28 protein-coding genes and 1 pseudogene are annotated in these 25,655 nt (G+C 39.9%); 5 read left to right on the forward strand and 24 right to left on the reverse strand.

Translation table 11 applies throughout. The features are described from left to right. Nucleotides 1-33: 33 nt before the first annotated feature. The 14 genes from ACYQ0C_RS12430 to ACYQ0C_RS12495 form a co-directional block, all read right to left on the reverse strand. Entirely contained in the window at nucleotides 34-309 is a 276-nt protein-coding gene (locus ACYQ0C_RS12430) for a hypothetical protein (RefSeq protein ID WP_016277975.1), read from the reverse strand. 2 nt (nucleotides 310-311) lie between these two features. Further along, on the reverse strand, nucleotides 312-941 hold the full coding sequence (locus ACYQ0C_RS12435; RefSeq protein ID WP_016277976.1) for a sugar transferase: 630 nt from the start codon (nucleotides 939-941) through the stop codon (nucleotides 312-314). 89 nt (nucleotides 942-1,030) lie between these two features. Further along, nucleotides 1,031-1,525: a putative toxin-antitoxin system toxin component, PIN family gene (locus ACYQ0C_RS12440; protein ID WP_016277977.1), complete on the reverse strand. Its 495-nt coding sequence runs from the start codon at nucleotides 1,523-1,525 to the stop codon at nucleotides 1,031-1,033. Then, nucleotides 1,503-1,754, reverse strand: coding sequence for a hypothetical protein (locus ACYQ0C_RS12445; protein ID WP_016277978.1), 252 nt, complete (start codon nucleotides 1,752-1,754; stop codon nucleotides 1,503-1,505). The genes ACYQ0C_RS12440 and ACYQ0C_RS12445 overlap by 23 nt, the downstream gene beginning before the upstream one ends. A 125-nt stretch (nucleotides 1,755-1,879) precedes the next feature. Then, entirely contained in the window at nucleotides 1,880-2,641 is a 762-nt protein-coding gene (locus ACYQ0C_RS12450) for a glycosyltransferase family 2 protein (RefSeq protein WP_016277979.1), read from the reverse strand. Next, nucleotides 2,638-3,321, reverse strand: coding sequence for a glycosyltransferase family 2 protein (locus tag ACYQ0C_RS12455; RefSeq protein WP_016277980.1), 684 nt, complete (start codon nucleotides 3,319-3,321; stop codon nucleotides 2,638-2,640). Before ACYQ0C_RS12455 ends, ACYQ0C_RS12450 begins: the two co-directional genes overlap by 4 nt. A 25-nt stretch (nucleotides 3,322-3,346) precedes the next feature. Continuing rightward, nucleotides 3,347-4,639 carry an O-antigen polymerase gene (locus tag ACYQ0C_RS12460; protein WP_016277981.1) on the reverse strand — a complete coding sequence of 431 codons (1,293 nt, stop codon included), beginning with the start codon at nucleotides 4,637-4,639 and terminating at the stop codon, nucleotides 3,347-3,349. A gap of 10 nt (nucleotides 4,640-4,649) precedes the next feature. Continuing rightward, on the reverse strand, nucleotides 4,650-5,378 hold the full coding sequence (locus tag ACYQ0C_RS12465) for a glycosyltransferase family 2 protein (protein WP_016277982.1): 729 nt from the start codon (nucleotides 5,376-5,378) through the stop codon (nucleotides 4,650-4,652). A gap of 1 nt (nucleotide 5,379) precedes the next feature. Beyond that, nucleotides 5,380-6,129 (reverse strand): glycosyltransferase family 2 protein, encoded by a 750-nt coding sequence (locus ACYQ0C_RS12470; protein ID WP_016277983.1) that lies wholly within the window; start codon nucleotides 6,127-6,129, stop codon nucleotides 5,380-5,382. Between the two features lie 606 nt (nucleotides 6,130-6,735). Next, complete coding sequence (locus ACYQ0C_RS12475) at nucleotides 6,736-7,419, reverse strand: CatB-related O-acetyltransferase (protein ID WP_016277985.1); 684 nt, start codon at nucleotides 7,417-7,419, stop codon at nucleotides 6,736-6,738. A gap of 14 nt (nucleotides 7,420-7,433) precedes the next feature. Next, a complete protein-coding gene (locus ACYQ0C_RS12480) occupies nucleotides 7,434-8,273 on the reverse strand; it encodes an acyltransferase (RefSeq protein ID WP_016277986.1) in 840 nt (279 codons plus the stop codon). A 1-nt stretch (nucleotide 8,274) separates the two neighbouring features. Next, nucleotides 8,275-9,753 (reverse strand): MATE family efflux transporter, encoded by a 1,479-nt coding sequence (locus tag ACYQ0C_RS12485; protein WP_167330615.1) that lies wholly within the window; start codon nucleotides 9,751-9,753, stop codon nucleotides 8,275-8,277. 562 nt (nucleotides 9,754-10,315) lie between these two features. Continuing rightward, nucleotides 10,316-10,699: a hypothetical protein gene (locus ACYQ0C_RS12490; protein ID WP_025077201.1), complete on the reverse strand. Its 384-nt coding sequence runs from the start codon at nucleotides 10,697-10,699 to the stop codon at nucleotides 10,316-10,318. 20 nt (nucleotides 10,700-10,719) lie between these two features. After that, complete coding sequence (locus tag ACYQ0C_RS12495; protein ID WP_016277989.1) at nucleotides 10,720-11,250, reverse strand: UpxY family transcription antiterminator; 531 nt, start codon at nucleotides 11,248-11,250, stop codon at nucleotides 10,720-10,722. A gap of 655 nt (nucleotides 11,251-11,905) precedes the next feature. Here ACYQ0C_RS12495 and ACYQ0C_RS12500 point away from each other — a divergent pair. After that, nucleotides 11,906-12,007, forward strand: a pseudogene (locus tag ACYQ0C_RS12500) (site-specific integrase); the annotation flags it as partial. A gap of 882 nt (nucleotides 12,008-12,889) precedes the next feature. Here the strand turns inward: ACYQ0C_RS12500 and ACYQ0C_RS12505 are convergent. The 5 genes from ACYQ0C_RS12505 to nusB form a co-directional block, all read right to left on the reverse strand. Further along, complete coding sequence (locus tag ACYQ0C_RS12505; protein ID WP_016277991.1) at nucleotides 12,890-13,336, reverse strand: DUF5606 family protein; 447 nt, start codon at nucleotides 13,334-13,336, stop codon at nucleotides 12,890-12,892. A gap of 66 nt (nucleotides 13,337-13,402) precedes the next feature. Next, nucleotides 13,403-13,999, reverse strand: coding sequence for a dephospho-CoA kinase (gene coaE / locus ACYQ0C_RS12510; RefSeq protein WP_016277992.1), 597 nt, complete (start codon nucleotides 13,997-13,999; stop codon nucleotides 13,403-13,405). Continuing rightward, complete coding sequence (locus tag ACYQ0C_RS12515) at nucleotides 13,992-15,005, reverse strand: CdaR family protein (RefSeq protein ID WP_016277993.1); 1,014 nt, start codon at nucleotides 15,003-15,005, stop codon at nucleotides 13,992-13,994. Before ACYQ0C_RS12515 ends, coaE begins: the two co-directional genes overlap by 8 nt. A gap of 13 nt (nucleotides 15,006-15,018) precedes the next feature. Beyond that, entirely contained in the window at nucleotides 15,019-15,327 is a 309-nt protein-coding gene (gene yajC, locus ACYQ0C_RS12520; RefSeq protein WP_016277994.1) for a preprotein translocase subunit YajC, read from the reverse strand. A gap of 56 nt (nucleotides 15,328-15,383) precedes the next feature. Beyond that, a complete protein-coding gene (nusB, locus tag ACYQ0C_RS12525) occupies nucleotides 15,384-16,310 on the reverse strand; it encodes a transcription antitermination factor NusB (RefSeq protein ID WP_016277995.1) in 927 nt (308 codons plus the stop codon). A gap of 195 nt (nucleotides 16,311-16,505) precedes the next feature. On the opposite strand from nusB, the gene ACYQ0C_RS12530 reads away from it, so the two are divergent. From ACYQ0C_RS12530 to ACYQ0C_RS12545, 4 genes are all read left to right on the forward strand, one after another. Beyond that, nucleotides 16,506-16,889, forward strand: a complete 384-nt coding sequence (locus tag ACYQ0C_RS12530) for a PUR family DNA/RNA-binding protein (RefSeq protein ID WP_016277996.1) — start codon at nucleotides 16,506-16,508, stop codon at nucleotides 16,887-16,889. A gap of 180 nt (nucleotides 16,890-17,069) precedes the next feature. Next, a complete protein-coding gene (locus ACYQ0C_RS12535) occupies nucleotides 17,070-17,666 on the forward strand; it encodes a 50S ribosomal protein L25/general stress protein Ctc (RefSeq protein ID WP_016277997.1) in 597 nt (198 codons plus the stop codon). A gap of 24 nt (nucleotides 17,667-17,690) precedes the next feature. Next, complete coding sequence (gene pth / locus ACYQ0C_RS12540) at nucleotides 17,691-18,254, forward strand: aminoacyl-tRNA hydrolase (protein ID WP_016277998.1); 564 nt, start codon at nucleotides 17,691-17,693, stop codon at nucleotides 18,252-18,254. Beyond that, nucleotides 18,254-18,682, forward strand: a complete 429-nt coding sequence (locus tag ACYQ0C_RS12545) for an RNA-binding S4 domain-containing protein (RefSeq protein WP_016277999.1) — start codon at nucleotides 18,254-18,256, stop codon at nucleotides 18,680-18,682. The genes pth and ACYQ0C_RS12545 overlap by 1 nt, the downstream gene beginning before the upstream one ends. 100 nt (nucleotides 18,683-18,782) lie before the next feature. Here the strand turns inward: ACYQ0C_RS12545 and ACYQ0C_RS12550 are convergent, their stop codons facing one another. The 5 genes from ACYQ0C_RS12550 to ACYQ0C_RS12570 form a co-directional block, all read right to left on the reverse strand. Further along, nucleotides 18,783-19,208 (reverse strand): HIT family protein, encoded by a 426-nt coding sequence (locus tag ACYQ0C_RS12550; RefSeq protein ID WP_005852253.1) that lies wholly within the window; start codon nucleotides 19,206-19,208, stop codon nucleotides 18,783-18,785. 24 nt (nucleotides 19,209-19,232) lie between these two features. Continuing rightward, complete coding sequence (locus ACYQ0C_RS12555; RefSeq protein ID WP_016278000.1) at nucleotides 19,233-21,500, reverse strand: cation:proton antiporter domain-containing protein; 2,268 nt, start codon at nucleotides 21,498-21,500, stop codon at nucleotides 19,233-19,235. 221 nt (nucleotides 21,501-21,721) lie between these two features. Continuing rightward, nucleotides 21,722-22,807, reverse strand: coding sequence for a glycine cleavage system aminomethyltransferase GcvT (gene gcvT / locus ACYQ0C_RS12560; protein WP_016278001.1), 1,086 nt, complete (start codon nucleotides 22,805-22,807; stop codon nucleotides 21,722-21,724). Nucleotides 22,808-22,844: 37 nt separating this feature from the next. Further along, entirely contained in the window at nucleotides 22,845-24,065 is a 1,221-nt protein-coding gene (gene pepT, locus ACYQ0C_RS12565; RefSeq protein WP_016278002.1) for a peptidase T, read from the reverse strand. 107 nt (nucleotides 24,066-24,172) lie between these two features. Next, nucleotides 24,173-25,579, reverse strand: coding sequence for an amidophosphoribosyltransferase (locus tag ACYQ0C_RS12570; protein WP_016278003.1), 1,407 nt, complete (start codon nucleotides 25,577-25,579; stop codon nucleotides 24,173-24,175). Between the last annotated feature and the right edge of the window lie 76 nt (nucleotides 25,580-25,655).

Here is a 25,655-nt window from a genome sequence, read left to right on the forward strand (position 1 = left end):
ACCTTTCCGTCATTCCCTTTCTTTTATCCCTTTTCATTCGTTGAATTTGTTTTCCAGTTTATACCGCTTCCATTTCTTCTTCTCTTTATGTCTCATCATAATCAGCATCAGTTTCACATCCATAAACAGAAAATAAGTACCTGCTATCATCAGCGGCAGCCACCCATGGTATTCATGCCAGATGGTCATACCGTTCACTATATAATACACTCCCGCCAGCCCAAGCCAGAACAGCAAGGCAAGCATCAGCATACGCTTCCAAATAAGTTTCACCGCAAAATGATAAAGGCGGAAAGAAGGAACAATCATTTTCAGAATTTCTTGCCAAAGGCGATATTGAGGAAAGTCTTTACCAAAATCTTAAAGTCGAAAAGCCAGGAACGGTGTTCCAGATAAAACAAATCATAACGAAGACGACGGAGCATCTTTTCTATCGTATCCGTGTAGCCATTATAAAGCGTAGCGTATGAGGTGACTCCCGGACGGATTTGATAGAGGAACCGGTAACGCGAATCCCGCTCCATGATCTGGTCAATGTAGAACTGACGTTCGGGACGCGGACCAATAAAGGCCATGTCACCTATAAACACATTCCACAATTGGGGGAGTTCATCCAGATGATGCTCACGAAGAAATTTACCTATTTTTGTCAATCGCGGATCTTCTCCACCTTTATAAAGAGCTGGTCCCAACTTCTCCGCATCCAGCCGCATACTCCGGAACTTATAAATATAAAATGGCTTCCCGAAGCGGCCTATCCGCTCCTGCTTGAATATGGCGGGACCGCCATCCTCGCGCTTCACGGCAAGATAACAATATAAAAACAAAGGAGAAAAAATGATAAGCGCAATGAATGCTATCAAGCAGTCTCCCACCCGCTTGACATTACGCTGAAAGACGTTCATCCCATCAGGAATGAACGCGTCAGTCTGTTGTTTCATGTTGTTGATTTTTACAAATAAAGATATAGAAGGACAGCCTCATTACCGTGATTGGCCATGAGGGACTAAGAAATATCTGAAACAATAAGTTATTTAATTATGCGAACAGTACGATAAACAATTTCTGATTCATTCAGTAGCATCCGATCAGAGCTGTCACCACTCCAAAGTAATTCAAACTCCATAATAGTAACAATGCGGCAATGTTCAATCTTTGCAATGACCAACAAATCATTATCACCAGTTATTAAAAAATCCGCATCAGACTGAATTGCTAATTCCAACAAATAATCATCTTTTACATCCCTACACCGAGAAGGTATATCATGAGGTAATTCATAAACTCTACCAATCGTTTGCAAATACATCATAAACTCATCCACTTTATCGGATGCCGAAAAATACTTTGCAAACTTTTTCCGCTGAGTAACACAATATAATTCTGTTAATAATTCTTTAGAAAAGATAAATTGAATCTCAGGATGGGTTAAAACAGTCATCAAATGTGACATTTTCCGTCCTATCAAGAAACTAATCCAAATATTAGTATCAACAATGACCCTAACCTCTTTTCCGTTTTTCATAAAGTTCCTGTCTTACAGCATCCACTTCCTCCTGTATCTCTCCCATAGAAGGAAGTTCATCCACTGCTTCATTCCCTTTAAAAACACCTTGGAAATACTCTAATTTACTCTTTCTCGTTTGAGCAATCAATTCGTTTGCTAAACGAAGTTTATCTTCGTCTGACAACTGACCGACTATATCACGTATCTGATTATAGTCCAATTGGATATTAAAAGATGCACTTTCCATATTTACCCAAACGTTTTTAAGTTATACCACAAAAGTAGTGTTTATTTTATTACTGATTGAAGTTTCAGCTATTTATTTTCATCTATTAACCAATGATTCTATTACAAACAGTCACAACGCTATTATCAAAAACGCAACTTACACTTCATTAAATTCACAGCTTTAGGAAACAAGCGGATGATGGGATAAAAAGGAGAAACTGATACACCATTCTTTTTAAAAGCTTTTACAATATTTTTATTGCCTTTTATAATCTTTTCAATACTGCCTGTACTTTCACCACCGACTCTCATCCTCACCATATACCTATCAATGTATTTAATACGGATATGACATTTTTCTATCAGCCGAAGCATCAGTTCAAAATCTGCTGATACATCAAAAGTAATATCAAAAGCACCATACTTTTCATATACCTCACGACGCACATAAAAAGTAGGATGTGCAGGATGCCAACCTGTAGTAAAACTTTTATATGAACTTCCTTTCCAAACACGAACAATACGATTAGTATTATCCTGTCTCACAAAATATAAATTTCCATAAATTGCATCTGTTTCACAATCAAATGCTAATGCAATATCTTTCAATACATTATTATCCATCAACAAATCATCAGAATTAAGTATTCCAACAATATCCCCTGTAGCCATTTGAATTCCTTTGTTCATTGCATCATAAATGCCTTTATCAGATTCTGATAAAAACCGTAATTTACCTTTAAACAGGCGACTATACTCTTCTATAATCGAAACCGTATTATCTCCAGACAATCCATCAACCACTATATATTCTATATCTGAATACGTTTGAGACAGAACAGAAGACAATGTAGCAGACAATGTTCGACCACTGTTATAAGTAACTGTTATAAGAGAAATTTTCATTTTAATATTTTTTCAAACAAAGAATATATAAAATAAATCCGATACCTTATTTGGTAAAAGAAAGAATAGCTACTTTTTTCAGAAGATGGACTTGCATTATGGCCATGCCGCCTATATAGCATCAATGGTTTTTCAAGGAAATAAGAAGTTCCATGTAGTTCTACCATCAATCCAATCCAAATATCATGCATTGCAATATACCTTGGAAAAGGTAAAACATATTCCAAGACCTTCCGCCTAAATGCCATACAGCATCCCAAATATGAATTTTTGTATAAATTCTTCAATAAACCTTCACCAGATGACCTTTGCTTAAAAAATGATTCTAATATTATATTTAAATTCTTATCCACAACAGTACAATCAGAAACGACCAAATCATATAACTGTAGAGCATCAAACATCTCACTTACTTTATGAGGTAGCCAAATGTCATCTTGATCACATAAAAATACATAATCACCTATAGCGTTTTTTAAAGCATTCTCAAAATTATGTATCAAACCATGATTTTTATTATGGAACAGTTTGATTCTAGCATCTTCAAACTGTAAAATAATATTCAACGTATTATCACAAGAGCCATCATCCGAAATTATAATTTCATCATTTTGTTCTAATTGAGACAAAATACTCTGAATTTGTTCTGCCACGTATTCCTCACCATTATATGTGGCCATACATACTGATATCATACCGAATAAATCATCTAAGTAAAACAGAAGATAAACGAATCTTTTTATTTAGATTCAACAGTGAATCAAGACATAAAATCAATGGAACAAATAGCAAAAAATTAGTAACATCTGTAAAGCAACGCGGTGCATCCGTTTCAAAACCCACTGCTATTTTATAAAATAAGATACAAAATATTTTCTTGTACTCAGAAAGATAGTAACAGTTGAATATTCTATATCTCATTAACTTCAAAAAAAGACCTCCACAAAAAGAAAAAAGGATACTACCCCAATATCCTAAGCTAACATATCCAATAACATTATGCCTTGGGTTAGGACCTGCCAAAGCACCTACTGTTCCATTTGCAATATCATATAATTCATACCCCATACCTAAATACCCATTAGATGGAATAACTCGTATAGTCCTAAGAAGATCACCAAAAATGAAACTAAAACAGCCTTCGCTAGTCAAAGATTCGATATTAGCATTTGGATACGCCATATAATAAGTATCACCATAAGAAACAATTCTAAACAACATCAATGAAAACGCATTTTGCATAGAGCCTTGAGTTTGTACTATAATAACAACCAATGCCGCTAAAAAACATCCAACAAAAAAAAGCAAAGAATATCGTTTAAAAAAAAGAAATTGTCTATAGTACAAATCTCTATTTAAGATATAAAAGAGAAACAATATGGTCAACAAATTTAAAAAAGCACTTTTAGCACCAGACAAAAAAGAGACTAACAATATTAGCATCAATGAAAATAAAGCCACCCTCCTTATAAATTCATTTTTTGAAAACAAATAATAATAAGTAAAATAAATAACAAATATTTGAATAATAGACAATGCCCTAGTTACAATTCCAAAACCTCCACCTATACCAATAGCACCAAGCCTGTACTCTGCAAAAATTGGTATTCCTGCTGTTATATAGCCTATTAAGTTCAACAATAAATAGGAACAAACAAGTAGAACATAAATTCTGAAATACCGATATTTTATCTTAGATCTATGTAAAATCACCTTTATTTGTATCCTCTTATTAAACCAAAGAAAACCAATCCAAAAAGCCGTTTGAGTTAAAAGATAGTGGACATAATAATACCATTCTATTTCTTCTTGTATGTATAGTAACTGGACTACTGAAAAACCTGCTGTCGAAGCAAGAACAGATATTGTAAAAGGATCCCATATAGACAAATAATGCTTCCAAAATAAACAACCAATAAAAAATAGAGATAAAAAGAATATATAAATAAACAAATCCAAATTCTCCATTAAAAAGGTCGTAAAATCATAATATGACATACTGAATCATTTATTTTTTTATTATTTTCCGTACTATTTTCTTTACTATATTCTTCAAATAACCAACTATTAATTTCCCGATTGTCTTTTCTATTGATATTTCATTTAAACAGTAATCAACTACTATCTTTTGAAAACCACACCAATCTCCAGATGACACCCCCGCTTGATTACTAATAGATATATTAACATCTACTTTATTCATCTCACTTTTAGGTATCAATAAGAAAAACAAATAATCAGAAACAATATAATTTGGTGTAACCAGATAATTACCAAATCTTTCATGAAGAATCTTTTTATATATGACAGACTGGTGTAGTATGATTCCTTTTTCCCTACTTGCATGTACACATTCTCGTCTATTCCAAAAATTAGTAATGTAATAATCTGAATAAAGAAAGGTTATACCACCTTCCAATTCACTTGAAAATATTTTTTCCAAAACATTACTAGCAATAAACCGGTCTCCACTATTCATAAAATTAATCCATTCTCCTTTTGCCACCTTTATCCCTTTATTCATCGCATCATAAATTCCATTATCTGGCTCACTGATCCAATAAGCAATCTTGTCTACGTACTTTTTAATGATATTTACTGTTCCATCTGTACTACCACCGTCTATGATAATATACTCAACGTTAGGATAGGTTTGATCTATAACAGACAAAATAGTATCTTCTATTTCACCTATAGAATTATAGCAAACTGTTACTATTGATATTAATGGATTCATATTATTTTGAAATAAATATCAAAAAGGATTTTATTATTTTCCTTAACAAAAGAGGGAAATAAACAACAAATAAAAAATAAGTGTTATTAGACTTACCCCTTATCTGATAATTTTCACATAATGCTTGTTTGATATTACAACTCGACACACCACTGTAAGCATCATACTTGGAAATAATTTCATCTATGAAAAGAAAATTTACATTATTCATATACATAGAATAAAAAAACTCATCATCGGCCACTAATTTATAATTTGTATTATAAGGATGCATTTGCAACAATTGTAATTTAATAAAAGATGATTGATGACAAAATGGTAATCTTTTCTTAATTTTAGATATTGCAGGGGGTATCTCTATTGTACAATATTTTTCAAATTGCTTCATGGTTTTTCCATATATAATAGAAACATTATTGATGGTGCTATTTTTATTTAAAATTTTTTCAACTGTATCCTTTTCATATAAACAATCACCGCTATTCATAAAATTAATCCACTCACCCGTAGCAACAGCAACTCCTTTATTCATTGCATCATAAATCCCCTTATCAGGTTCACTCACCCAATAAGCAATTTTATCCGCATATTTCTTAATAACATCCACTGTTCCATCCGTGCTTCCCCCATCAATGATGATGTATTCAATGTGAGGATAAGTCTGGTTTATGACAGAAAGAATAGTCCGCTCAATGGTCGAAACGGCATTATAGGATACCGTAACGACACTTATCAATACTTGATCTTGCATTAGAGTTTATCTTTTAAAAGCATCTATCGTTATACTGGCAGCGTTGATCACGCCATCTTTACATGTAAACTAAATTAAATATACTTCCATATCTGTGCATCCCTATTAGTGGAGGATATGGAGGGTATATTTACAACATTTATAATACTAAGAATTATAGTACTTACCTTTAAAGGAAAGAATATATAAGTATTATATTTATATAAGTTATAAAATAAGCCTCTATACCCTCCACAGAACCGCACCGGAAAAAGGCAGATAGTTGTCGCAGCACAGTTTTTTTCCGCTAGACGGACATAAACGGACATAGACGGACACTGCGATTTTGTCGGGTTGCATCTTTGCAGCGTCAAGAGGATGCAGCGGACAAGGCAGCACTTTCCGGTGAACAAGCATAGCATGTACAGCGAACAGAATAGGCTTGTTCCAAGAACAGACTTAGCATGTACCAAGAAACCGTCCGGCTTACCCGCCGTATTCTCCCAGAAAAAATAGTTATTCAACCGATAAAAAAACGTAACCATTATGCATTTCAAACATACCCATCAGCATATACTCCCTTCCGGAAATCAGAACCAGGTGCTGTATCTACAGATAATTTTCAGCTCAATACAAACATCTATGATAATACGCTTTCAGTTTCTCAATATCACACAACAAATCCCAATGTTCCCGGAACCATTCCGGGGAATTATTCCACCATTTGATGCCAAGCAGAAAAAGGATAGTGTCTTCATCATAGCGGTATCTGACAACCTTAGCGGGCACACCACCGACTATGGCATAAGGTGGCACATCTTTTGTCACTACAGCACCGGCAAGCACCACTGCCCCATCCCCAATACAAATGCCCCCCACCAAAAAAACGCCTTCGCCTATCCAGACATCATTGCCTATTTCCACAGATATCGTTTTTTCCATATCAACAAACGCCAACTCATCAAACATTTGGCGGGTGGCAAAAGTAGAACCGCTCTGATTATGGTCTGGATTAAGCGAGAAAAAATTTGGCGAAGTAGTTGCAAAGGGGAACAGATAAGGATGCCTCCCATTGTTACAGCGTACATAAGGAGCAATGCTGGTAAACCGACCTATCCGAGCACTTAACCTGCAATTGTCACATATATAGGATCCCAATCCCAAAGAACCATGGAATACGGTATTTTTATAAATCCGACTCATTCCTTCAAATGTAGATCCAAACGAAACATCAGCAGAAAAAGGGAATCGCACCTTGTTCCAATACTGTAACCGAAGAATGACAAACTTTACTATTTTCTTAACAAGCACAATATTGTTTTTTATTAAAACGATTTACAATATTGGATATCATTCCGGCAGTCATCCAGCAATTGTTTTTCAGAACAGACCTTTTGTTCAGGATTTGCAGCAAACCATTTATTTAAATTAGACTCCATTTCTAACGAAAGAACTCTTGTACAATTTCTTTGAACTATCCTAGCCGGTGATCCGGCTAATAACAGATTTTTTTCTCCACTACCCAGCTCTCTATAATTTTTATTCAAGAAACTTTTAGATGCTATAACTGTTCCATCCGGAGTTTCCGTACCTTTCATGATTGTGGAGGTATTCCCAATCCAATTATAACGCCCTATAACAACAGGCGCGCTTTTCCTATGGACCTCACCAGACTCCATATGAATGGAATAATGATAATTCGTATCCATAAAGCAGCTTCCAAAAGGAATCCGGCAATAATCTCCGATAGTTATAGACTCTTCACAATATATCTTGGTATCACTGCCAAAGCCTATGTAGGATCCAATATTTACTACACCTTTTCCCGTAATTCTAATCGCATAATCCAAATCAAACATACAAGGTCCATTGAATATTAATTTTGTTTCGGGAGCAAGCAGAATCATACTGCATCCTTTAGAACCGGAGAAAAAACCCTGTTTGTATCCTAGCTTTATCATATTTCTTCTGACAGCACCACGAATCTCAATATTTCCGCCAAGATTATACAACCCTACAGGCCCATATATAACAATAGGGAACCTTACAGCCTGATAAAACGGAAGTGTCCTAAAGTTAATATACAAAGTTTTAAAAAAACGTATCCTGTTATGAAAACAGAACCGCTCAAACCGTGAGAACAGACGATTGACCAATTGTATCATATCACTTTACTAATTTATATTTTATGTTATAGATTATAGATTTTATACGTTCTTTTTCAGGCTGCTCTGCCCCGTAATGCCAAATAGATGCAAGAGATGCAACCATACAGGACATAAACGTGACAACCAAACGCATAAAACTTGATTCCAAAGAGCAGACGATGATTACTCCAATGAACAGAGTCAGACCAGTCGTTATCATAATAGGCTGTATCACCTTTTTGAGTACTGCATCCACAGATATGCCAACAATATATCTGGCCAAACCAATCCTGGCACACATACAAATCATTTCCTCACAAACCACCAGCCACAACACACTATATGCGGAAAAACCATAATACAATAATAAATAACCTACAGGAAGATTCAAAACATGCAGACATCCCAAACAAATGTACATCCACTTGATATTGCCTGTCGCATCAACGGCGGTGGACAATCCCGAAGTAATCATATATAACATGGTGGACAATAATACAAGCCTGCAAAAGCCTACTGTATATTCTGGAAGATTGTCAAGCCAAAGATGCAGCACATAAGGCATTTCCAATATCAAGGGAATAGAAAAAAGCGCACAAAGAAAAAACATATAACGGCAGGCTGTAAGTGAGAGTCTGCCAACCCGTTCCCTGTCGTGCGCTCCCTCACTTTTCATTATCTGAGGCCTTACGGACTGCAATATGGTAGTTGCAAAGAACTGCATCAGTCCATTCACCTGATTGGCTATCCCATAGGCTGCATTCGTTACCACTCCGTAAAAAAGATTAAGCAACACCTGCAAACCTTGAAATCTTCCTATGCTACCCAATGACGCAAACGTATACCATCCGGTAAAAAACATCAATTCTTTCACCAAACCAATATCAGTCAATGATTGCAAAGTAATTCGTGTTTCACGATATTTACACTGACATACAATAGCTTTCAGAATAAACGAGGTAAACATAATCGCAGCAATTACAGCCGCATATAAAATTAATCTATTACCCAGGTATGATAACAAAACAATCGCTCCCAACAATTTGAGGCACGACTCAACTGTTTCAAGAATGGAAAGCAACAACATATTTTCCCGACTGACAAGAATAGCTACATAGGGAACTGACAATATGGAAAAAAACACACTTCCACTTAAAAAGTATAACACTATCAAAGTCTCACCTCTCTTATCCGGATGAACGGACAATATATGTTGAATGCCATATCCACCTAAAAAAACGACCAGTAAAACCACCCCTACACCGATTAGAAGATGCAAAGCCAGACTATAATAAAAAACTTCCGATAAAAGTACCTTATTATTTTTCCCTAAAGAGATTGATAAAAAACGCTGAGTGGAAGTCGCCAACGAGGTATTCAAAAAAGATAACATAGACACAACCCCTGCCACCAAATTATAAATACCATAATCTTCCACTCCCAATGCTTTCAATACCAAACGGGTTGAAAACAGCCCTAGCAGAATAGAAAGAACCATTTTCACATAAAGTATCAAGGTATTCAATATAATTCTATTTCCCGACCGCATAATATATCTGCAACATTAGTAATCATTCACCTGTAACATTAGTAATCTTATAGTCCACACATTAGTAATATGTGGGCATACATGTTATTAACCTTTCAAACGTCCTATCCTTTTCTGAAAAGAACAAGAACTTTTTAAGATTTGACCTGTTTTCTTTTCATAACGGCATCTACATGCTAAAACGCCTTATTTTTCCTTCAGATGTTTCAGCCACTCCGTAAGCGCCCTGTTCATCGGCATCCCGGCTTAAAGTTATGCACAATGAAATGTTTCAGACGAAAAATATCCTTCAGGACAACCACTCCTCCGAAAACCGGATGAGCACAGCCCCGGCTGAAGGATTCCGGAATGCCAATCCTTCAGCCGGAATGCCAATGAACAGGGCGTTTGCGAGAAGGCTGAAACTTTTAAAGGATTTTTTCGGTTATTCTCCATGAAGCATTATGAATGACCATACCCCACTGAAAAAAGTAATATATGTCCGCAGGCAAAGCAAGTCCACATACTTTTTTTACAACAACACAGACTCCACAGCAGACTCACGCCAGTGACGATAATCCCGCATCGACAAGGCATGATCAGATTGCACTTTCCGATAAATCCCGTCACGTAAAAACTTGTTTTTATAAAAATACCCCTCCACCTCACCGGAAGGAACGGAAGCCATCACCACGTACTCCGGACAGGCAGGGACACGGAAGAGCGTGATTTCACACTGACGGAAGATGCCACTCAGCCGGCAGGCGGAACGCTCGAAAGCCACCCAATACGCGCCAATGTCATACAGATGAAGAAACAGCTCGTTCTGTCTTTCCCTGCTCAGTATCTTGATATGCTGATTCTGAATCAATTGCTGAAGACGGATGCCGGACGGCATGGATGTGGTTCTACACATTATTATATACAGGGGTTTGTTTAAATCACTTCTATCAAATCTGCCGGAAGCGTTGCCATGGCCATGGCTATCACCCCTTGCAAGCTGATAACCACACGGCGATCTCTCGCACCCTTCACCTTTACAAACACTCCCTCGTAACCCTCGAAGTCACCGCCTGTAATACGGACTTTCGTACCTTTACGCAGATTCACCTCACTGGGACTGAAAAAAATAAGATGCTCGTCATGCGTTCCTGCCACGGCGATGAACTGCCTCATCTGATCATCGGGCACAATAATTTTCTGTCCGTTGCGGAAATCAATCATATATTGAAGATAAGGTAGCTTGAACTTCACTTTCTGAAGTTCAGACTGAACAGCATGGACAAATATCAAATCACTGATAACAGGAACCAGTTCACGCTTCTTGCGCCCGTTCTTTATATGAACTTCAAAACGCATAGGAATAAAATTATTGATTCCTTGGTTATCCAATATTTCTTTGATTTGCATCCCCCGGCGGTAGGTGGCACGCATGGCAAACCATTGCATTTTTTCACTTGAAGACATAGTCATGGAGCTTTGAAGCACAGATACTTATCTGCAATTCAATTAGTTACGAATAGTTTCGTAAAAAACAAGAGGAATCGGCCTCTTGTGATTAGGTCGACCAAAAAAGCTATTTCAATAGATGGAGGATTGGAATCCGCACTATGTAGATGCAGCCTGTCGGGTCAACCGATGACCTTCCGCAGATTCCCGAACCGGATGGTTCTTATGTGTTAAATCAGATATTTATTATACCTATATATATAAAAAAGCGCGGGAATCTGTACTTGTTACTCGTCCCACGATTCGAGGCTCTCGCATTGCCCATCACTGCTGAACGAGCAACGCAGAAGCCCACGCCGATATGTATAATGACACTTGAATACATCTTTGACTAGCATAGATGCACCAAGGATATAAACATATCCCGCAGACACCTACTGTTGCTTTATTCTGGCAGTGATCAAAATTTGCGAGATTCCGAATCGCCAAGAACAAAACGTCAAGTAAACGTCTTTTCTATATATGTATATTTTCCACCATCTCATCGCTCCTTTACAGAAACTTTGGTTTGGAAAACGTGACAAAGGTACGGATTTATTAATAGAATAGAAAATTATTTCTTCATTTTTTGAAAAAAGGGCATATTTTTAAAAGGAACAACGATTGAGTGCAAGATAGTTTTGTGACTGCTAAAAAGGTTTATGAACGTTATAATGGCTTCGGTGACGATTTTCACACATTGGTGGAAATACTCAATATACAGATCGAAGACTACTAAAAATGTCCTTTCCTCTCGGGCATCTTTCTTAGTTGATAGCCTATCAAGGCAACCACACAGGCTATTAGCAAGAAACAACCATATATCGCTATTCCAGAGAATAATCCGCTCATTTTAAAGTTGCTTTATGATTTCATTTTCTCCTTTTGCAACGCCTCTTTCCACGCAATGATCCGGATGAATATCAATCGATGTTCGAGAGTAGTCTGATGTACGCTTCATTGGGTATAGCGTTACAATTCGGGAAATGACGGAAACTAGAATTTCAGCGTCTTCATGCATAGTAGAGGGTGCTCAAAAGTAATATCTGCTATCATTTTGCTATACACGGGTTGCCCGTAGCCGCCAGGCTAAGAGATAAATCACGCTCTCGTCCACTGTAGTGGCGCATTGAATGCGCACAATAACACTCTGAAAAGTGTATTTGTGGATGCATTCGGGTGACTGGATGTCGCCCCTACAGCAAATGGTAATACAATGCGTACAAAGAATAGCTTTCAAGGGGGAAAGCTACGAAAGTACAAAGAGGGGCACTTATCAATTATTCATTAATGATATTCTGGTGTATGTAGAACCGCTATCATTAAGTTGCGGGTCATGCCGTGAAAGCGTTACTATACCTAATGTCTCAAATTCAGGACCACGCCACATTTTATTTAGGGCTGGCCAAAAAAATTATTGTATCGGAAGTATGAATAAAAGCAAGTTCGTGATAACAACACAGACAATGCGCTGGGACTCCAAAAAGTCATGCGTCTTCCCAACTGGCGGAGAAACAAGATGCCGGAACCGCTAAAGATTTTATTTAAACAGGATAAAAAAAGCCCGTCAGGTTCATAATCCACCTGACGGGCTTTTTCTTATAACGCTTTGCTTCAATTATTCAGCAGCTTTCTCCTCTTTCGCTTCATCAGCAGATTCAGCCGGAACTTCTTCTACAAATTCGGTAATGCCATTGTTTACCAAAATATTGTACCATGAAATAAGTTTCTTGATATCTCCGTTATGTACACGGTCACGGTCATAGTTCGGCAGAACTTCTGCAAAATAAGCATGCAACTCATTGGCTGATGCTTTTTTATAATTGATAGAAGCAACCGCTCCATTCTCTTTCTTCTTTACCGCTTCCAGCACTTCGCTCAAAGGCACCTCTTCCGCATCGGTGTACATAGCAATATCCGCCAATGAGATAACTTTGTCATGAGCATAAGCAGGAACTCTTTTCTTAGCCGCGTCGACTGTTTCTACAATCAACATGTTCTTTCCTTGAGAAATCAATTTATATAATCCCGGTTTACCCGCGATTGATAAAATGGTCTTTAACATACTATTCTATTTTATATTTATGGTTTGAGGGAACAAAAGTACAATTCACCAATGAAACTCCCAAATTTATGGTACGAATTTTTCGGTTTTTAATTGTTCCACTATCTTGTTCAACTGGGGTATGAGCAATTGCACTCCGTCATTCACCACCGTGAAATCGGCCCGCCGGCGCTTTTCTTCATCATCCATCTGGGCGGCAATACGGGCCCGGACTTGCTCCTCGCTGGCTCCGTCACGATACATGGCACGTTGTATGCGCAGATCCACAGGTGCATAGACCATTACTACCGCATCTACCGTATCCTGAAAACCGGCCTCATACAGAATGGCCGATTCCATGCCCACTATCTCACACTTTTGCTGACGTTCCACCCATGCGGCAAAATCTTTCCGCACCCGGGGATGGATAATAGAATTGATTTGGAGCACATGCGCCGGAGCGGAAAACAGATAAGAAGCCAGCAACGGCTTGTTCAACAGGCCGCCCTTGTAAACATCCTCACCCAACAACGCAATCAGTTCCCCACGAATGCCGGCATCAGAAGCCGTAAGGCGTTTCGCCTCATTGTCCGCATTATACACAGGGATATGCATATCCTCCAGCAAATGGGAAATGTATGATTTTCCACTGCCGATGCCACCGGTAACCGCTATCTTAATCATTGAATTTAATTCGTTGTTCTATCAAATAATCCACCTCCTTGGGATTCAAACGGACGTGGTTCACATATCGGGGAATGGATTTGAGATTGACGGGACATTTCTCTCCCTTATTATTCAACAAGGACTCGTATGTCACCCCGATAAAGAAATCCTCGGAAGTGATGGACTTGAAATGGCTCAAGCCCACCTGAAAAGTCACCTGTACCTTGGAAGGAAAAGTACGAAGCACTTTGTCGGGCGGAAAATTGATGCCACGTATAGGCACCTCCACACTTTTCTCGGCGTAGATATCTATCAACAAAGTCACATCATCAAAAGAGGGAATGAATTTCGCTCCGCGCACATCGGCCAGATTCACCCTGCGGCGGATGGTATCTGTCACATCCTCAAAACTCAATGCCTGTGTATAAGCAGCCGTAATGGTGTCCAAAATCTCCTGAGGAGCATAGACCATGACTGAATCCGGCGAGTAAATGATATCCGAGATATAATACTGGCGGTCCAGAGCTACCTTGCCCTGCAATCTTACGGGCACCTTCTTTGCCTTTCCTTTTGTATAAATGAACTCTACGGTATCCGGCCGTATGGTCAGCAACTTCGTTGTCTGGTTCAACTGGACCGAGATCTTTTTCATCAAGGCCGAAACCGGAATCCCGACACGGTTCCCCTTATCCTCATAGTCCTTGAAATCCACAACAATGGGATAAAATGTCTGTCCCAGCATATAGTTAACCAATACGGTTCCCCTGTCTTTCACACCGATACGCAATTCATCAGGAAGTTCGGACGTCAGCACCACATCACTGGGTACATTCTTCAACCGTAACGGAACGGAAAATTCCGTTTCATAGTCATCATTCAGCACCTGAAGCAGCCAGAAGCAGAAAGATACAAATACAAAAAACAAGAAAATCAGGAACTCCCTGCTATTACGGCTAAGCAGGAAGCTTCTGATTCTCTCTAAAGTCTTTAAATAGTAAACGCGTATGTTCCTTTTGTCGAACATGTTGTTATGTCATTTACTTCTGTTGATTGGATGCAGCATTGGCGAAGATAGAATTTCTATCAATTTTAATCTTAACGCCTGATGCTATTTCCAGAACAACTGTATTATCTTCTATTTCTTTTATCTTTCCGTATATACCACCGGCAGTAATCACTTCCTGACCCACTTCCAGATTCTTGCGGAAATTAGCAATTTCTTTCTGTTTTTTATTCTGAGGACGAATCATGAAGAAGTACATAATAGCGAAAATGGCTACCATCATAATCAGGAAAGAGTAATCTCCTCCAGCCCCTGCCTGCAGAAATACAAATAATAAGTTCATACTTTCTATGTTTTTTAGTTTATAATGTTGTTATTCTTCAATAACAAACAAAGATATTAATTTTTTGTTAGTTTATTCTCTTTTTTCAATGAATTAACGATTCCGTCCAACGTTCCGTTAATAAAGCCACCGCTTTTCGGTGTGCTGTACAGTTTGGCTATTTCTACGTACTCGTTCAGTGAGACGCTGACCGGGATGTTGGGGAAACTCAGGATTTCAGCCAAAGCGATCTGCATAATGATCACATCCATGAAAGCCACACGGTCCAAATCCCAATTCTTTGTATTCTCACTAATCAGATGTCGATAATAATCGGCATTCAATATAGTACGACGGAACAAACGGCGTGCGAAGTCCTGATCTTCCTCATCCTTGAATTCCGGCAGCAATTCCTGCTTTGCGCCATTCTTTTCATCGAAACGCTTGATGGTCTTCAGCACAAAGGTATCCACTATTTCCTTGTCATCATTCCAATACAGGCTTTGGTCTTCCAAAACTTGATCCAGTTCGACATTAGTGAAAATAATGTTCTTGTATAGCTTGCGCCACAATTCACGGTCTTCTTCATACGAAGAAGTTTCACTGGCCATATATTCCTTATATATATCGCTTTCAAAGATTTTATCACATAAATTCTTTACGAAATCTGTTTCGTTCTCCCAAGTTTTCTTCTGATTGTTCGAGAACTCCAGCAGTTGTTTGTTCACCTCCAGCTGTGCAATAAAGCGGTTTTCTACAAATTTAGTGTTGGGAAACAATTCTTCCTTAGTAGGGATCAGTTTGTTTTTCGCAGCATTCAGTCGTTTGTTAGCTTGTTTAGTAACCTCTACCATTAAAAGGAGCAGATAGTTGTATAAGTCATACGCTTTAGAAAGGCTGAAAAATAACTCTTTTTCCGCTGTATCCAAGTTTTTGCCTCCGTTCTGATAATAAGCATAGACTATCTGAACTATCTTAAGACGAATAAGAACTCTATTTATCATAATTCACATAAAATTATTTAGGAGTTGCAAAAGTAGGTATTTTCATTGATTTCACATAACATAATTACATTTTTTAATGTAAAAATTACATCGGACTATCGAAATCGCTTTTTTCATCGAAGTTTATCCGCAAATCCTTTGTCCATTTAAAAAAAATGTCCAATTTTGAAGCCGATTTATAAAGATATTCAAGTTATGGAAGATTATAAAAAGAAAAGTGTAGTGGATGGTGACAAAGAAATTGTTTTCTCAAAAGCAATTAAGGCCGGAAAGCGTATTTATTATTTAGATGTGAAGAAGAACCGGAAGGATGAAATGTTTTTGGCTATAACCGAAAGCAAGAAAATTGTTTCGGGAGAAGGTGATGACTCGCAAGTAAGCTTCGAAAAACATAAGATTTTTCTATATAAAGAAGATTTTGAGAAGTTCATGAGCGGCTTACAGCAGGCCATACAGTTCATTGCCGAAGAGCAGGGACCTATCGAACCGCATCACACCGAAAATGAGGAGGAGGAAACGGCCGAAGACGCACACAAACCGCTCAGTCCGAATGAAATTAAAATAGATATCGACTTCTGATTCCAACGGATAAAGAAAGCACAATGATAAAAAACTTGTGCTTTCTTTTTGTCAAGTCGAAAATAAGCAGTAATTTTGCACCGCTTTTTCAAGCTCATCGTGTGATATACCACATCGTGTGATGGCGAATTAAGCAATCAAATCAACTTAATTTAGAGTAACACAAAAAATTAAAAAACAATGAAATCAATTGAAATTAAAGGTTCTGTCAGATCAGACGTAGGAAAGAAAGCAACTCATGAATTGCGTAAGAACAATGGTGTTCCTTGTGTATTGTACGGAGTACAGAAAGACGAAAACGGTTTGCCCGTAGCCACTCATTTCTCTGTTCCTACCGAAGGTCTCCGCAACTTGGTATACACACCGCACATCTACGTTGTAGATTTGAACATTGACGGCAAAATAGTAAACGCTATCTTGAAAGATATTCAGTTCCACCCTGTAACAGATGCAATCCTTCACGTTGACTTCTATCAGATTGATGAAGCTAAACCTATCGTTATGGAAGTTCCTGTCCAGATGGAAGGTTTGGCAGAAGGTGTACGCGCCGGTGGTAAACTGGCATTGCAGTTGCGCAAGCTGAAAGTGAAAGCTTTATACAATGTAATTCCTGAACGTCTGATTATTGACGTAACTTCTTTGGGCTTGGGCAAAACCATCAAAGTGGGCGAATTAAGCTATGAAGGTTTGGAATTGATCAACGCTAAAGAAGCTGTTGTTTGTGCAGTGAAATTGACTCGTGCCGCTCGTGGTGCTGCTGCAACTGCCGGCAAATAATTAATAACCCTTTAATCCTTATCAATGAAATATTTGATTACAGGACTGGGTAATATAGGTGAAGAATACCGAAATACCCGTCACAACATAGGATTCACAGTATTGGACGCCCTCGCAAAGGCGTCCAATCTTGTTTTTACCGACGGACGTTATGGAGCTACTGCCACCCTCCCGCTCAAAGGACGCCAGCTTATCCTGCTGAAACCGTCCACTTACATGAACCTGAGCGGAAATGCGGTGCGCTACTGGATGCAGAAAGAAAACATTCCGTTGGAAAATGTGTTGATAGTAGTGGACGACCTCGCCCTTCCTTTCGGTACATTGCGCCTGAAGGGAAAAGGCAGCGATGCCGGACACAATGGTTTGAAACATATAGCTGCTACGCTGGGCACACAGGATTATGCCCGTCTACGCTTCGGCATCGGAAACGATTTCCCCCGTGGCGGACAGATAGATTTTGTATTAGGGCACTTCACTGATGAAGATTTGAAGACCATGGACGAACGCGTAGCGATGGCTTGCGACATAATCAAGAGTTTTTGCCTGGCAGGCATCAGTATAACAATGAACCAATACAATAAAAAGTAATGGCTGAAGCAAGAATTGATAAATGGCTATGGGCCTCACGTATTTTCAAGACCCGCACTATTGCCGCCGAAGCATGCAAGAAAGGACGGGTTTTTATCAACGGCACTCAGGTGAAGCCATCGAGAATGATAAAACCGGGAGAAGTGATACAGGTAAAGAAACCGCCTGTCACATACTCTTTTAAAGTTTTACAGGCAATAGAAAAACGTATAGGAGCCAAATTGGTGCCTGAAATACTGGAGAATGTAACGACTCCGGAACAATATGAATTGCTGGAAATGAGCAAAATCAGTGGCTTTGTTGACCGCGCCCGCGGAACAGGACGTCCCACTAAAAAAGACCGCCGCAGCATGGAAGAGTTTATTACTCCTGAATATTTCGGTGACGATGACTTCGACTTTGAATTCGATTTCGAAGAAAAAGAATAAATAGGGATCAATGGTTAGTGATTAACGGTTAGTGCCTGCGGATGTATGCAGCTGCTATTAATCACTAACCATTAATCACTATCTATGAATGACTCCGCTACTACAGATTTTTCTTGATGGCCTCAATCATCTCTTGATATTCCGCATCTGTCAAATAAACTTTTCCCGGATTCATCTGAAACACACCTCCATAATCTGGCCCGTCCACATACTTGGGAGCCAGATGAAAGTGCAGGTGAGAAAGTTTGTCACTATACGCTCCGTAATTTATTTTTTCAGGATGGAAAGCCTTGTCCATGGCACGAGTCACACGGGCAACATCCGCCATAAATGCGTTACGTTCCTCATCACTCAGCTCAAACAAGTCGTTTACATGATCTTTATAAGCTACAAGACAACGTCCGCGATAGGTTTGTTCCTTAAACAGAAATACACGTGAGACACTCAATGGTGCGATTTCAATCATTAAATTGTGCAATGTTTCATTGTTCTGACAATACAGACAATCTTTAGGATCACTTTTCATGGTTTTCTTATTTATTAAAATTAATTATTCTTCCTCTTTCTCTTTTTTTCCCAATAAACGGTACACATCATCCCGTTCGCCTACTACCCATACCACATCTCCTTCCATAAAAGGTACATTGATATCAGGGGTCATCAGTGTGCTGTCTTCTTTCTCGACGCCTACCACCAGGCATCTGTACTCATCCCGGATACCACTTTCTCTGATATTTTTACCCAAGAAGAGCGAACTACGATCTATAACGAACTGTTTCAGACTCATTTCACGCTTTTCCAAGTCTTCCTCCTCGGCAGCAGAGGATACTCTTTCCGCCTGACGGGCAAACTCGCCCAATTGCTCATCCGTACCGATCACCTGTATGGTATCACCGGGGAACAGGCGTACATTCGCCCCGGGTATATTGATACGGTGCATGCCACGGATGATAGATGCCACATGCACTCCGTACTTATGCCCCAAATTCAATTCTCTTAATGTATGTCCCGCCCATAAGGAATCAGCAGGTATCTCGAAATCCGAGAGATGCAAATCGCGGGATAACAAATGTCCTTCATACTCAGGACGTTTCTGCCCTGTAAACTCGGCATGTACATCTCTGAAACGCAGATTCTGAATAAATGTACGCTCCATAAAGATAGATTGTTTCTTCAGCCATCGCGAGAACATCATCAGACCTACCAGGACGACGGCTATACCGACCAGCAAAGTTGTGGAAGCTTGAAAAAGTTTCTCTATGACAAACATCACAAACATCACAGCTATCATTATACGGAGCAGAATGGTAGAGATTAAAGGAGCCCGGTTGAAACGGTTATCCTGCCATAACATCTGAAACTCTATAGAGTGATTTTTCTTCATGATAATGGCACGCAGAAAAGGTGCGATGCAGGCAATAGTAAAAACAGCTCCTGCCAAATTCGCCCAAAAGACAGGCAGACTAGCCCGGAACAATGGAATAATGAAATGGAACGAGAGCGTAATCACAGCTATACACAGCACGGAATAAACAGCCACAATTCTGGCTATGGCAACCAGCAGCTTCTTCCAATTATTTTCATGGTTCACCGTCTGCGATCCCGACGAATAACGCTCAAGCATTTTCTTCCACTTGTCCGGCAGGTGTCTCTCTACTGTATTATAAGAAGGTATCGCCAGACGTATCATATACGGAGTCAGAAATGTGGTAATGACCGAAACAGCCACGACAATAGGATACAGAAAATCACTGGTTACTTTCAGACTTACCCCCAGCGAAGCGATAATAAACGCAAATTCACCTATCTGGGTCAGGCTGAAACCGCATTGCATGGCAACCTTCAACGGCTGCCCCGACAAAATCACGCCACCCGTACCAAAAATAACCTGCCCAAGCAGAATGGCCAACGTGATGATCACAATGGGCCATGCATATTCCACAATCATGGCAGGATCTACCATCATTCCCACAGATACAAAGAAAATGGCTCCAAACAAATCCTTAACAGGAGCCACCAGCTTCTCTATATTCTCGGCTTCCACCGTTTCCGCCAAAATGGAGCCCATTATAAAAGCTCCGAATGCAGCCGAGAATCCAACCTTGGCCGCCACAACCACCATACCGAAGCACAATGCCAGCGAAACGATCAGCAATGTTTCATTCGCCATCCACCTGCGGGAACGCTTCAAGAAGGTGGGGATGATATAAATACCTACCACAAACCATAATATAAGGAAGAATAATAGTTTAGCAATGCTATATACCATCTCACTGCCTTCGAAATTCTGGCTTACCGCCATTGTGCTCAGCATAACCATCAAGACAATGGCCAATATGTCTTCCAAGATCAGAATACTGAGAACCAAGCCGGCAAACCGTTGCTGCCTCAGCCCCAAATCATCAAAAGCCTTATAGATAATAGTCGTGGAGGACATGGCCAGCATACCTCCCAAATACAGGCAGTCCATGTGTTTCCATCCGAAAGACCACCCTACAAACATCCCGACCAGTATCATACAGAATATAATGGTGCACGCCGCAATGACCGCCGTCCCCCCTACCTTCACCAATTTCTTGAAACTAAATTCCAATCCTAAAGCGAACAACAAGAATATCACACCAATCTCCGACCATGTATGGATATTGGCCACATCAATGACCGACGGAGTAAGAGGAACATGGGGACTTGCCAGGAAACCGGCTACAATATAGCCGAGAACAAGAGGTTGCTTCAACCGTTTAAAGACGAGCGTCATGACACCGGCGCAGATCAGAATCAAAGCCAAATCACTTATCAATGGAGCCAATTCAGACATAGCTAATAGATTTTTGATTGCAAAATTAAGAATTATCTATGTATCACGTCCTTCATTCTATCATTAATTTTGCATTAAAGGCTGTTTTTTGCGGAAATGAAATGACAGTAAATGTATATGATTTTTATATCGGCCGGTCATATTAAAGGAAACGCGGGTATCCATGAAATCTGAATATCCGCGTTTTTTCGTTATCAATGTTCTCTTTTCCGGCTTCCGATTTATTTTCTGAACGGTGCCTTTACTACCACAGCTTTCAGCTTGCGTCCACGCACATCAATAAATATTTCAGAACCCAATGCTGTGTAAGCGGTCTGGACATACCCCATACCGATACCGATCTTACGTATCGGAGACATGGTGCCGCTGGTTACTTCACCAATTTTCTCTCCATCGGCATTGACCAGCTCATAACCATGACGGGGAATACCACGGTCTACCATTTCAAAAGCAATCAGTTTGCGTTTCAGGCCTTCGGCTTTCTGCTTTTCCAGTAAAGCGCGTGAAGTGAAATTCTTTCCTTCAACAAACTTGGTAATCCAGCCCAATCCTGCTTCTAACGGAGAAGTGGTATCACTCAAATCATTGCCATACAGACAGAAGCCCATTTCCAAACGTAAGGTATCACGCGCACCCAGTCCGATAGGTTTAATTCCTTCGGGAGCTCCCGCTTCGAAAATCGCTTTCCAGATAGCCTGACCGGCTTCGGGATAAAAATAAAGCTCGAAGCCACCTGCACCGGTATAGCCGGTATTCGAAATAATCACATCTTTCTGACCGGCAAACTCACCTGTGGTAAAAGCATAATAAGGAATTTCGGACAAGTTGACCGGAGTCAGTTTTTGTAACACCTCCATAGCCTTTGGCCCCTGAATGGCAAGCTGCGCCATACGGTCGGATGCGTTTTCCAATTCCGCACCCACTGTGTTATGACTGACACACCAGTTCCAGTCTTTCTCAATATTGGCTGCATTTACCACTAACAAATATTTTTCGGGTTCATAGTGATATACCAACAGGTCGTCGACAATGCCTCCTTCCTCATTAGGGAAACAAGTATATTGCGCTTTACCGACAGGCAAAGTTGCCACATTGTTTGAAGTCACTTGCTGCAGAAACTCCAACGCATCGGGACCTTTCACCCAAAATTCGCCCATGTGGGATACATCAAAAACACCTACGGCATTACATACGGTGAGATGTTCGTCAATAATTCCCGAATATTCAATAGGCATATTATAACCTGCAAATTCGTGCATTTTCGCCCCCAGGGCAATGTGTGTTTCGGTAAACGGAGTTGTTTTCATGTTATTGCTTTACTATTTTAAGGTTAATAAATTCTACTTATCTTGCTACCAGTTCAGCGATTTTTACCACCACTTTCATGGCCTTCTCAATAGACTGGATGGGCGCAAACTCATATCTGCCATGAAAATTCAAGCCACCGGCAAAAATATTGGGACAAGGCAGTCCCTTGAATGAAAGCTGCGCACCATCCGTTCCACCACGGATAGCCTTCACCTTAGGTGTCACGTCCGCCTCTTCCATAGCCTTGAAAGCGATATCAATGATATGCATCACTGGCTCAATTTTCTCACGCATATTGTAATACTGGTCCTTCAGTTCCAATGTAACGGTGCCTTCTCCATATTTTTTATTGATGATTTCCACCCATTTTTTCATATTTTCCTTGCGTGCCTCAAACTTGGCACGGTCATGATCACGAATGATATAAGAAATGACAGTCTGCTCCACTTCACCCGTCATGCCAATCAAGTGATAGAATCCCTGATAACCGTCAGTACACTCGGGCACTTCATCTGTAGGCAGCAAAGCTACAAACTCATTAGCCACACGCAAAGAGTTGATCATTTTATCCTTGGCGTATCCTGGGTGCACGTTGCGTCCCTTAATAATCACTTTTGCAGAAGCGGCATTAAAGTTTTCAAACTCCAGCTCTCCCACTTCACCACCATCCATCGTATATGCCCACTCGCATCCGAATCTCTCCACATCAAATTTATGCGCACCCAAGCCTATTTCTTCATCTGGATTGAATCCTACACGAATTTTTCCATGCTTGATTTCAGGATGTTCCTTCAGATATACCATAGCTGAGATGATTTCGGCAATACCTGCCTTATCGTCAGCTCCCAACAATGTTTTACCATTGGTTACAATAAGATCCTCTCCTTTATGATCCAGCAATTCGGGGAATTGTTGGGGTGAAAGTATAATGTTGTCTTCCTCACATAGTATAATATCCGACCCGTCATAACCATAGACAATGCGTGGAGTGACTCCCGCGCCCGTCATATCGGGACTGGTATCCATATGGGCAATAAATCCGATGGCAGGAACCGGCTTATCCGTATTGGCCGGCCATGTAGCAAACAAGTAACCGTTCTCGTCCAAAGAGATTTCCTGAAAGCCCAATTGCTCCAATTCTGATTTTAAATATTGTGCAAATACCATCTGCTTCGGCGTACTGGGGGTAACTCCGCTATTCTCATCAGACTGAGTATCGAAGCTTACATATTTTAAGAATCGTTCTATTACTGTCATATTTCTTTTTGTTTTAACATTCATACTTGCCTGTAAAAATAGGAAAAGAGCCGTGAATTGCCAAACAATTCACGGCTCTTTTTCATTAATATTTTATTATTTTGCTATCAGAAGCTGCTGGAACCATCAAAACAATGGGTACAGACCTTACACTTTGGTAATCCTATCGCCTCGACCAACGTTTCCAAAGTATTGAATTTCAATGAGCTCAATCCGAATCGGTCAGCAATCATCTGTACCATTTTCTTGTATTCCGGCGAGTCTGTTGTCGCATATTTCTCCAGATTCTTATTTTCATCACCTTCAATCTCCTTGATCATCCGGCGGGTAATCAATTCCAAGTCGCTTTTTGATGAAGTGAAACCAATGAAAGGACATCCATAAATCAATGGAGGACAAGCTATGCGCATGTGAATCTCTTTGGCACCATAATCAAATAAGATTTTCACATTATCACGAAGCTGGGTCCCGCGCACTATAGAATCATCACAGAACAGCACGCGCTTACCTTCCAGCATAGCACGATTGGGTATCAGTTTCATTTTCGCCACCAGTGAACGCATTTCCTGATTGGCAGGAGTAAAACTACGGGGCCATGTGGGTGTGTACTTGGCAATGGCACGATGATAAGGAATTCCTTTACCTTCAGCATATCCCAGTGCCATACCTACTCCCGAATCAGGGATACCGCAGGCACAATCCACCTCCGAATCGTCCTTCTGCCCCATTTTGTAGCCACTCATAAAACGGACTTCTTCTACGTTCCTGCCTTCATAGCATGAAACCGGGAATCCATAATATACCCACAAAAAAGAACAAATCTGCATTCCCTCGTTCGGTTTGCGCATTTGTTCCATCCCGTCGGCACGCAAGCGGATAATTTCGCCCGGTCCTACATATTTCTCTATTTCATAATCCAGATTCGGCAAACTGCTCGATTCACTTGTCGCAGCATACGCACCCTCTTTTTTACCTATCACAATCGGAGTACGCCCCCATTTGTCCCGTGCAGCTATAATGCCGTCCTCCGTCAGTATCAGCATGGAGCATGATCCCTTGATTTTATTAAAGACATTCTCGATACCATCTACAAAATTTTTTCCTTGCACAATAAGCAATGCAATCAGCTCCGTCTGGTTCGTTTTACCAAGACTCATTTCAGAAAAGTGCATATTAGCTGCCAGCAAATCGCGTTCCAATTCCGTAATGTTATTGATTTTAGCTACTGTGACGATGGCGAACTTGCCTAGATGCGAGTTAATCACGATAGGTTGCGGGTCTGTATCACTGATGATGCCGATACCCGAGTTCCCTTTGAACTTCGGAAGTTCAGATTCAAACTTCGTGCGGAAATAAGAACTCTCCAAATTGTGGATAGAACGCATGAAGCCCTCTCCCTGGGCATACGTAGCCAAACCACCTCTTTTGGTTCCTAAATGTGAATTATAGTCCGTCCCGTAAAATAAGTCGGTGACGCATTCAGCCTTTGAGACTGTTCCAAAAAAACCACCCATTCCTTTTTGCGTATTTTTTGTTTAGGGTGCAAAATTAATAAAAAAGTTTGGCTCTGAATGAATAATCATTGCTATT

The sequence above is a fragment of the Phocaeicola sartorii JCM 17136 = DSM 21941 genome, assembly GCF_054653615.1.

What these genes read in the sequence shown, in the direction of transcription:
- pth (WP_016277998.1), top strand. Translation starts at nt 17,691, where the DNA reads ATGAAATATTTGATTACAGGACTGGGTAATATAGGTGAAGAATACCGA.
- ACYQ0C_RS12435 (WP_016277976.1), bottom strand. Translation starts at nt 941, where the DNA reads ATGAAACAACAGACTGACGCGTTCATTCCTGATGGGATGAACGTCTTT.
- yajC (WP_016277994.1), bottom strand. Translation starts at nt 15,327, where the DNA reads ATGAACTTATTATTTGTATTTCTGCAGGCAGGGGCTGGAGGAGATTAC.
- gcvT (WP_016278001.1), bottom strand. Translation starts at nt 22,807, where the DNA reads ATGAAAACAACTCCGTTTACCGAAACACACATTGCCCTGGGGGCGAAA.
- ACYQ0C_RS12480 (WP_016277986.1), bottom strand. Translation starts at nt 8,273, where the DNA reads ATGATACAATTGGTCAATCGTCTGTTCTCACGGTTTGAGCGGTTCTGT.
- nusB (WP_016277995.1), bottom strand. Translation starts at nt 16,310, where the DNA reads ATGATAAATAGAGTTCTTATTCGTCTTAAGATAGTTCAGATAGTCTAT.
- ACYQ0C_RS12445 (WP_016277978.1), bottom strand. Translation starts at nt 1,754, where the DNA reads ATGGAAAGTGCATCTTTTAATATCCAATTGGACTATAATCAGATACGT.
- ACYQ0C_RS12570 (WP_016278003.1), bottom strand. Translation starts at nt 25,579, where the DNA reads ATGGGTGGTTTTTTTGGAACAGTCTCAAAGGCTGAATGCGTCACCGAC.
- ACYQ0C_RS12455 (WP_016277980.1), bottom strand. Translation starts at nt 3,321, where the DNA reads ATGGCCACATATAATGGTGAGGAATACGTGGCAGAACAAATTCAGAGT.
- pepT (WP_016278002.1), bottom strand. Translation starts at nt 24,065, where the DNA reads ATGACAGTAATAGAACGATTCTTAAAATATGTAAGCTTCGATACTCAG.
- ACYQ0C_RS12450 (WP_016277979.1), bottom strand. Translation starts at nt 2,641, where the DNA reads ATGAAAATTTCTCTTATAACAGTTACTTATAACAGTGGTCGAACATTG.
- ACYQ0C_RS12555 (WP_016278000.1), bottom strand. Translation starts at nt 21,500, where the DNA reads ATGTCTGAATTGGCTCCATTGATAAGTGATTTGGCTTTGATTCTGATC.
- ACYQ0C_RS12495 (WP_016277989.1), bottom strand. Translation starts at nt 11,250, where the DNA reads ATGTCTTCAAGTGAAAAAATGCAATGGTTTGCCATGCGTGCCACCTAC.
- ACYQ0C_RS12430 (WP_016277975.1), bottom strand. Translation starts at nt 309, where the DNA reads ATGATTGTTCCTTCTTTCCGCCTTTATCATTTTGCGGTGAAACTTATT.
- ACYQ0C_RS12545 (WP_016277999.1), top strand. Translation starts at nt 18,254, where the DNA reads ATGGCTGAAGCAAGAATTGATAAATGGCTATGGGCCTCACGTATTTTC.
- ACYQ0C_RS12535 (WP_016277997.1), top strand. Translation starts at nt 17,070, where the DNA reads ATGAAATCAATTGAAATTAAAGGTTCTGTCAGATCAGACGTAGGAAAG.
- ACYQ0C_RS12505 (WP_016277991.1), bottom strand. Translation starts at nt 13,336, where the DNA reads ATGTTAAAGACCATTTTATCAATCGCGGGTAAACCGGGATTATATAAA.
- ACYQ0C_RS12490 (WP_025077201.1), bottom strand. Translation starts at nt 10,699, where the DNA reads ATGTGTAGAACCACATCCATGCCGTCCGGCATCCGTCTTCAGCAATTG.
- ACYQ0C_RS12465 (WP_016277982.1), bottom strand. Translation starts at nt 5,378, where the DNA reads ATGAATCCATTAATATCAATAGTAACAGTTTGCTATAATTCTATAGGT.
- coaE (WP_016277992.1), bottom strand. Translation starts at nt 13,999, where the DNA reads ATGATTAAGATAGCGGTTACCGGTGGCATCGGCAGTGGAAAATCATAC.
- ACYQ0C_RS12470 (WP_016277983.1), bottom strand. Translation starts at nt 6,129, where the DNA reads ATGCAAGATCAAGTATTGATAAGTGTCGTTACGGTATCCTATAATGCC.
- ACYQ0C_RS12440 (WP_016277977.1), bottom strand. Translation starts at nt 1,525, where the DNA reads ATGAAAAACGGAAAAGAGGTTAGGGTCATTGTTGATACTAATATTTGG.
- ACYQ0C_RS12460 (WP_016277981.1), bottom strand. Translation starts at nt 4,639, where the DNA reads ATGTCATATTATGATTTTACGACCTTTTTAATGGAGAATTTGGATTTG.
- ACYQ0C_RS12485 (WP_167330615.1), bottom strand. Translation starts at nt 9,753, where the DNA reads ATGGTTCTTTCTATTCTGCTAGGGCTGTTTTCAACCCGTTTGGTATTG.
- ACYQ0C_RS12530 (WP_016277996.1), top strand. Translation starts at nt 16,506, where the DNA reads ATGGAAGATTATAAAAAGAAAAGTGTAGTGGATGGTGACAAAGAAATT.
- ACYQ0C_RS12515 (WP_016277993.1), bottom strand. Translation starts at nt 15,005, where the DNA reads ATGTTCGACAAAAGGAACATACGCGTTTACTATTTAAAGACTTTAGAG.
- ACYQ0C_RS12550 (WP_005852253.1), bottom strand. Translation starts at nt 19,208, where the DNA reads ATGAAAAGTGATCCTAAAGATTGTCTGTATTGTCAGAACAATGAAACA.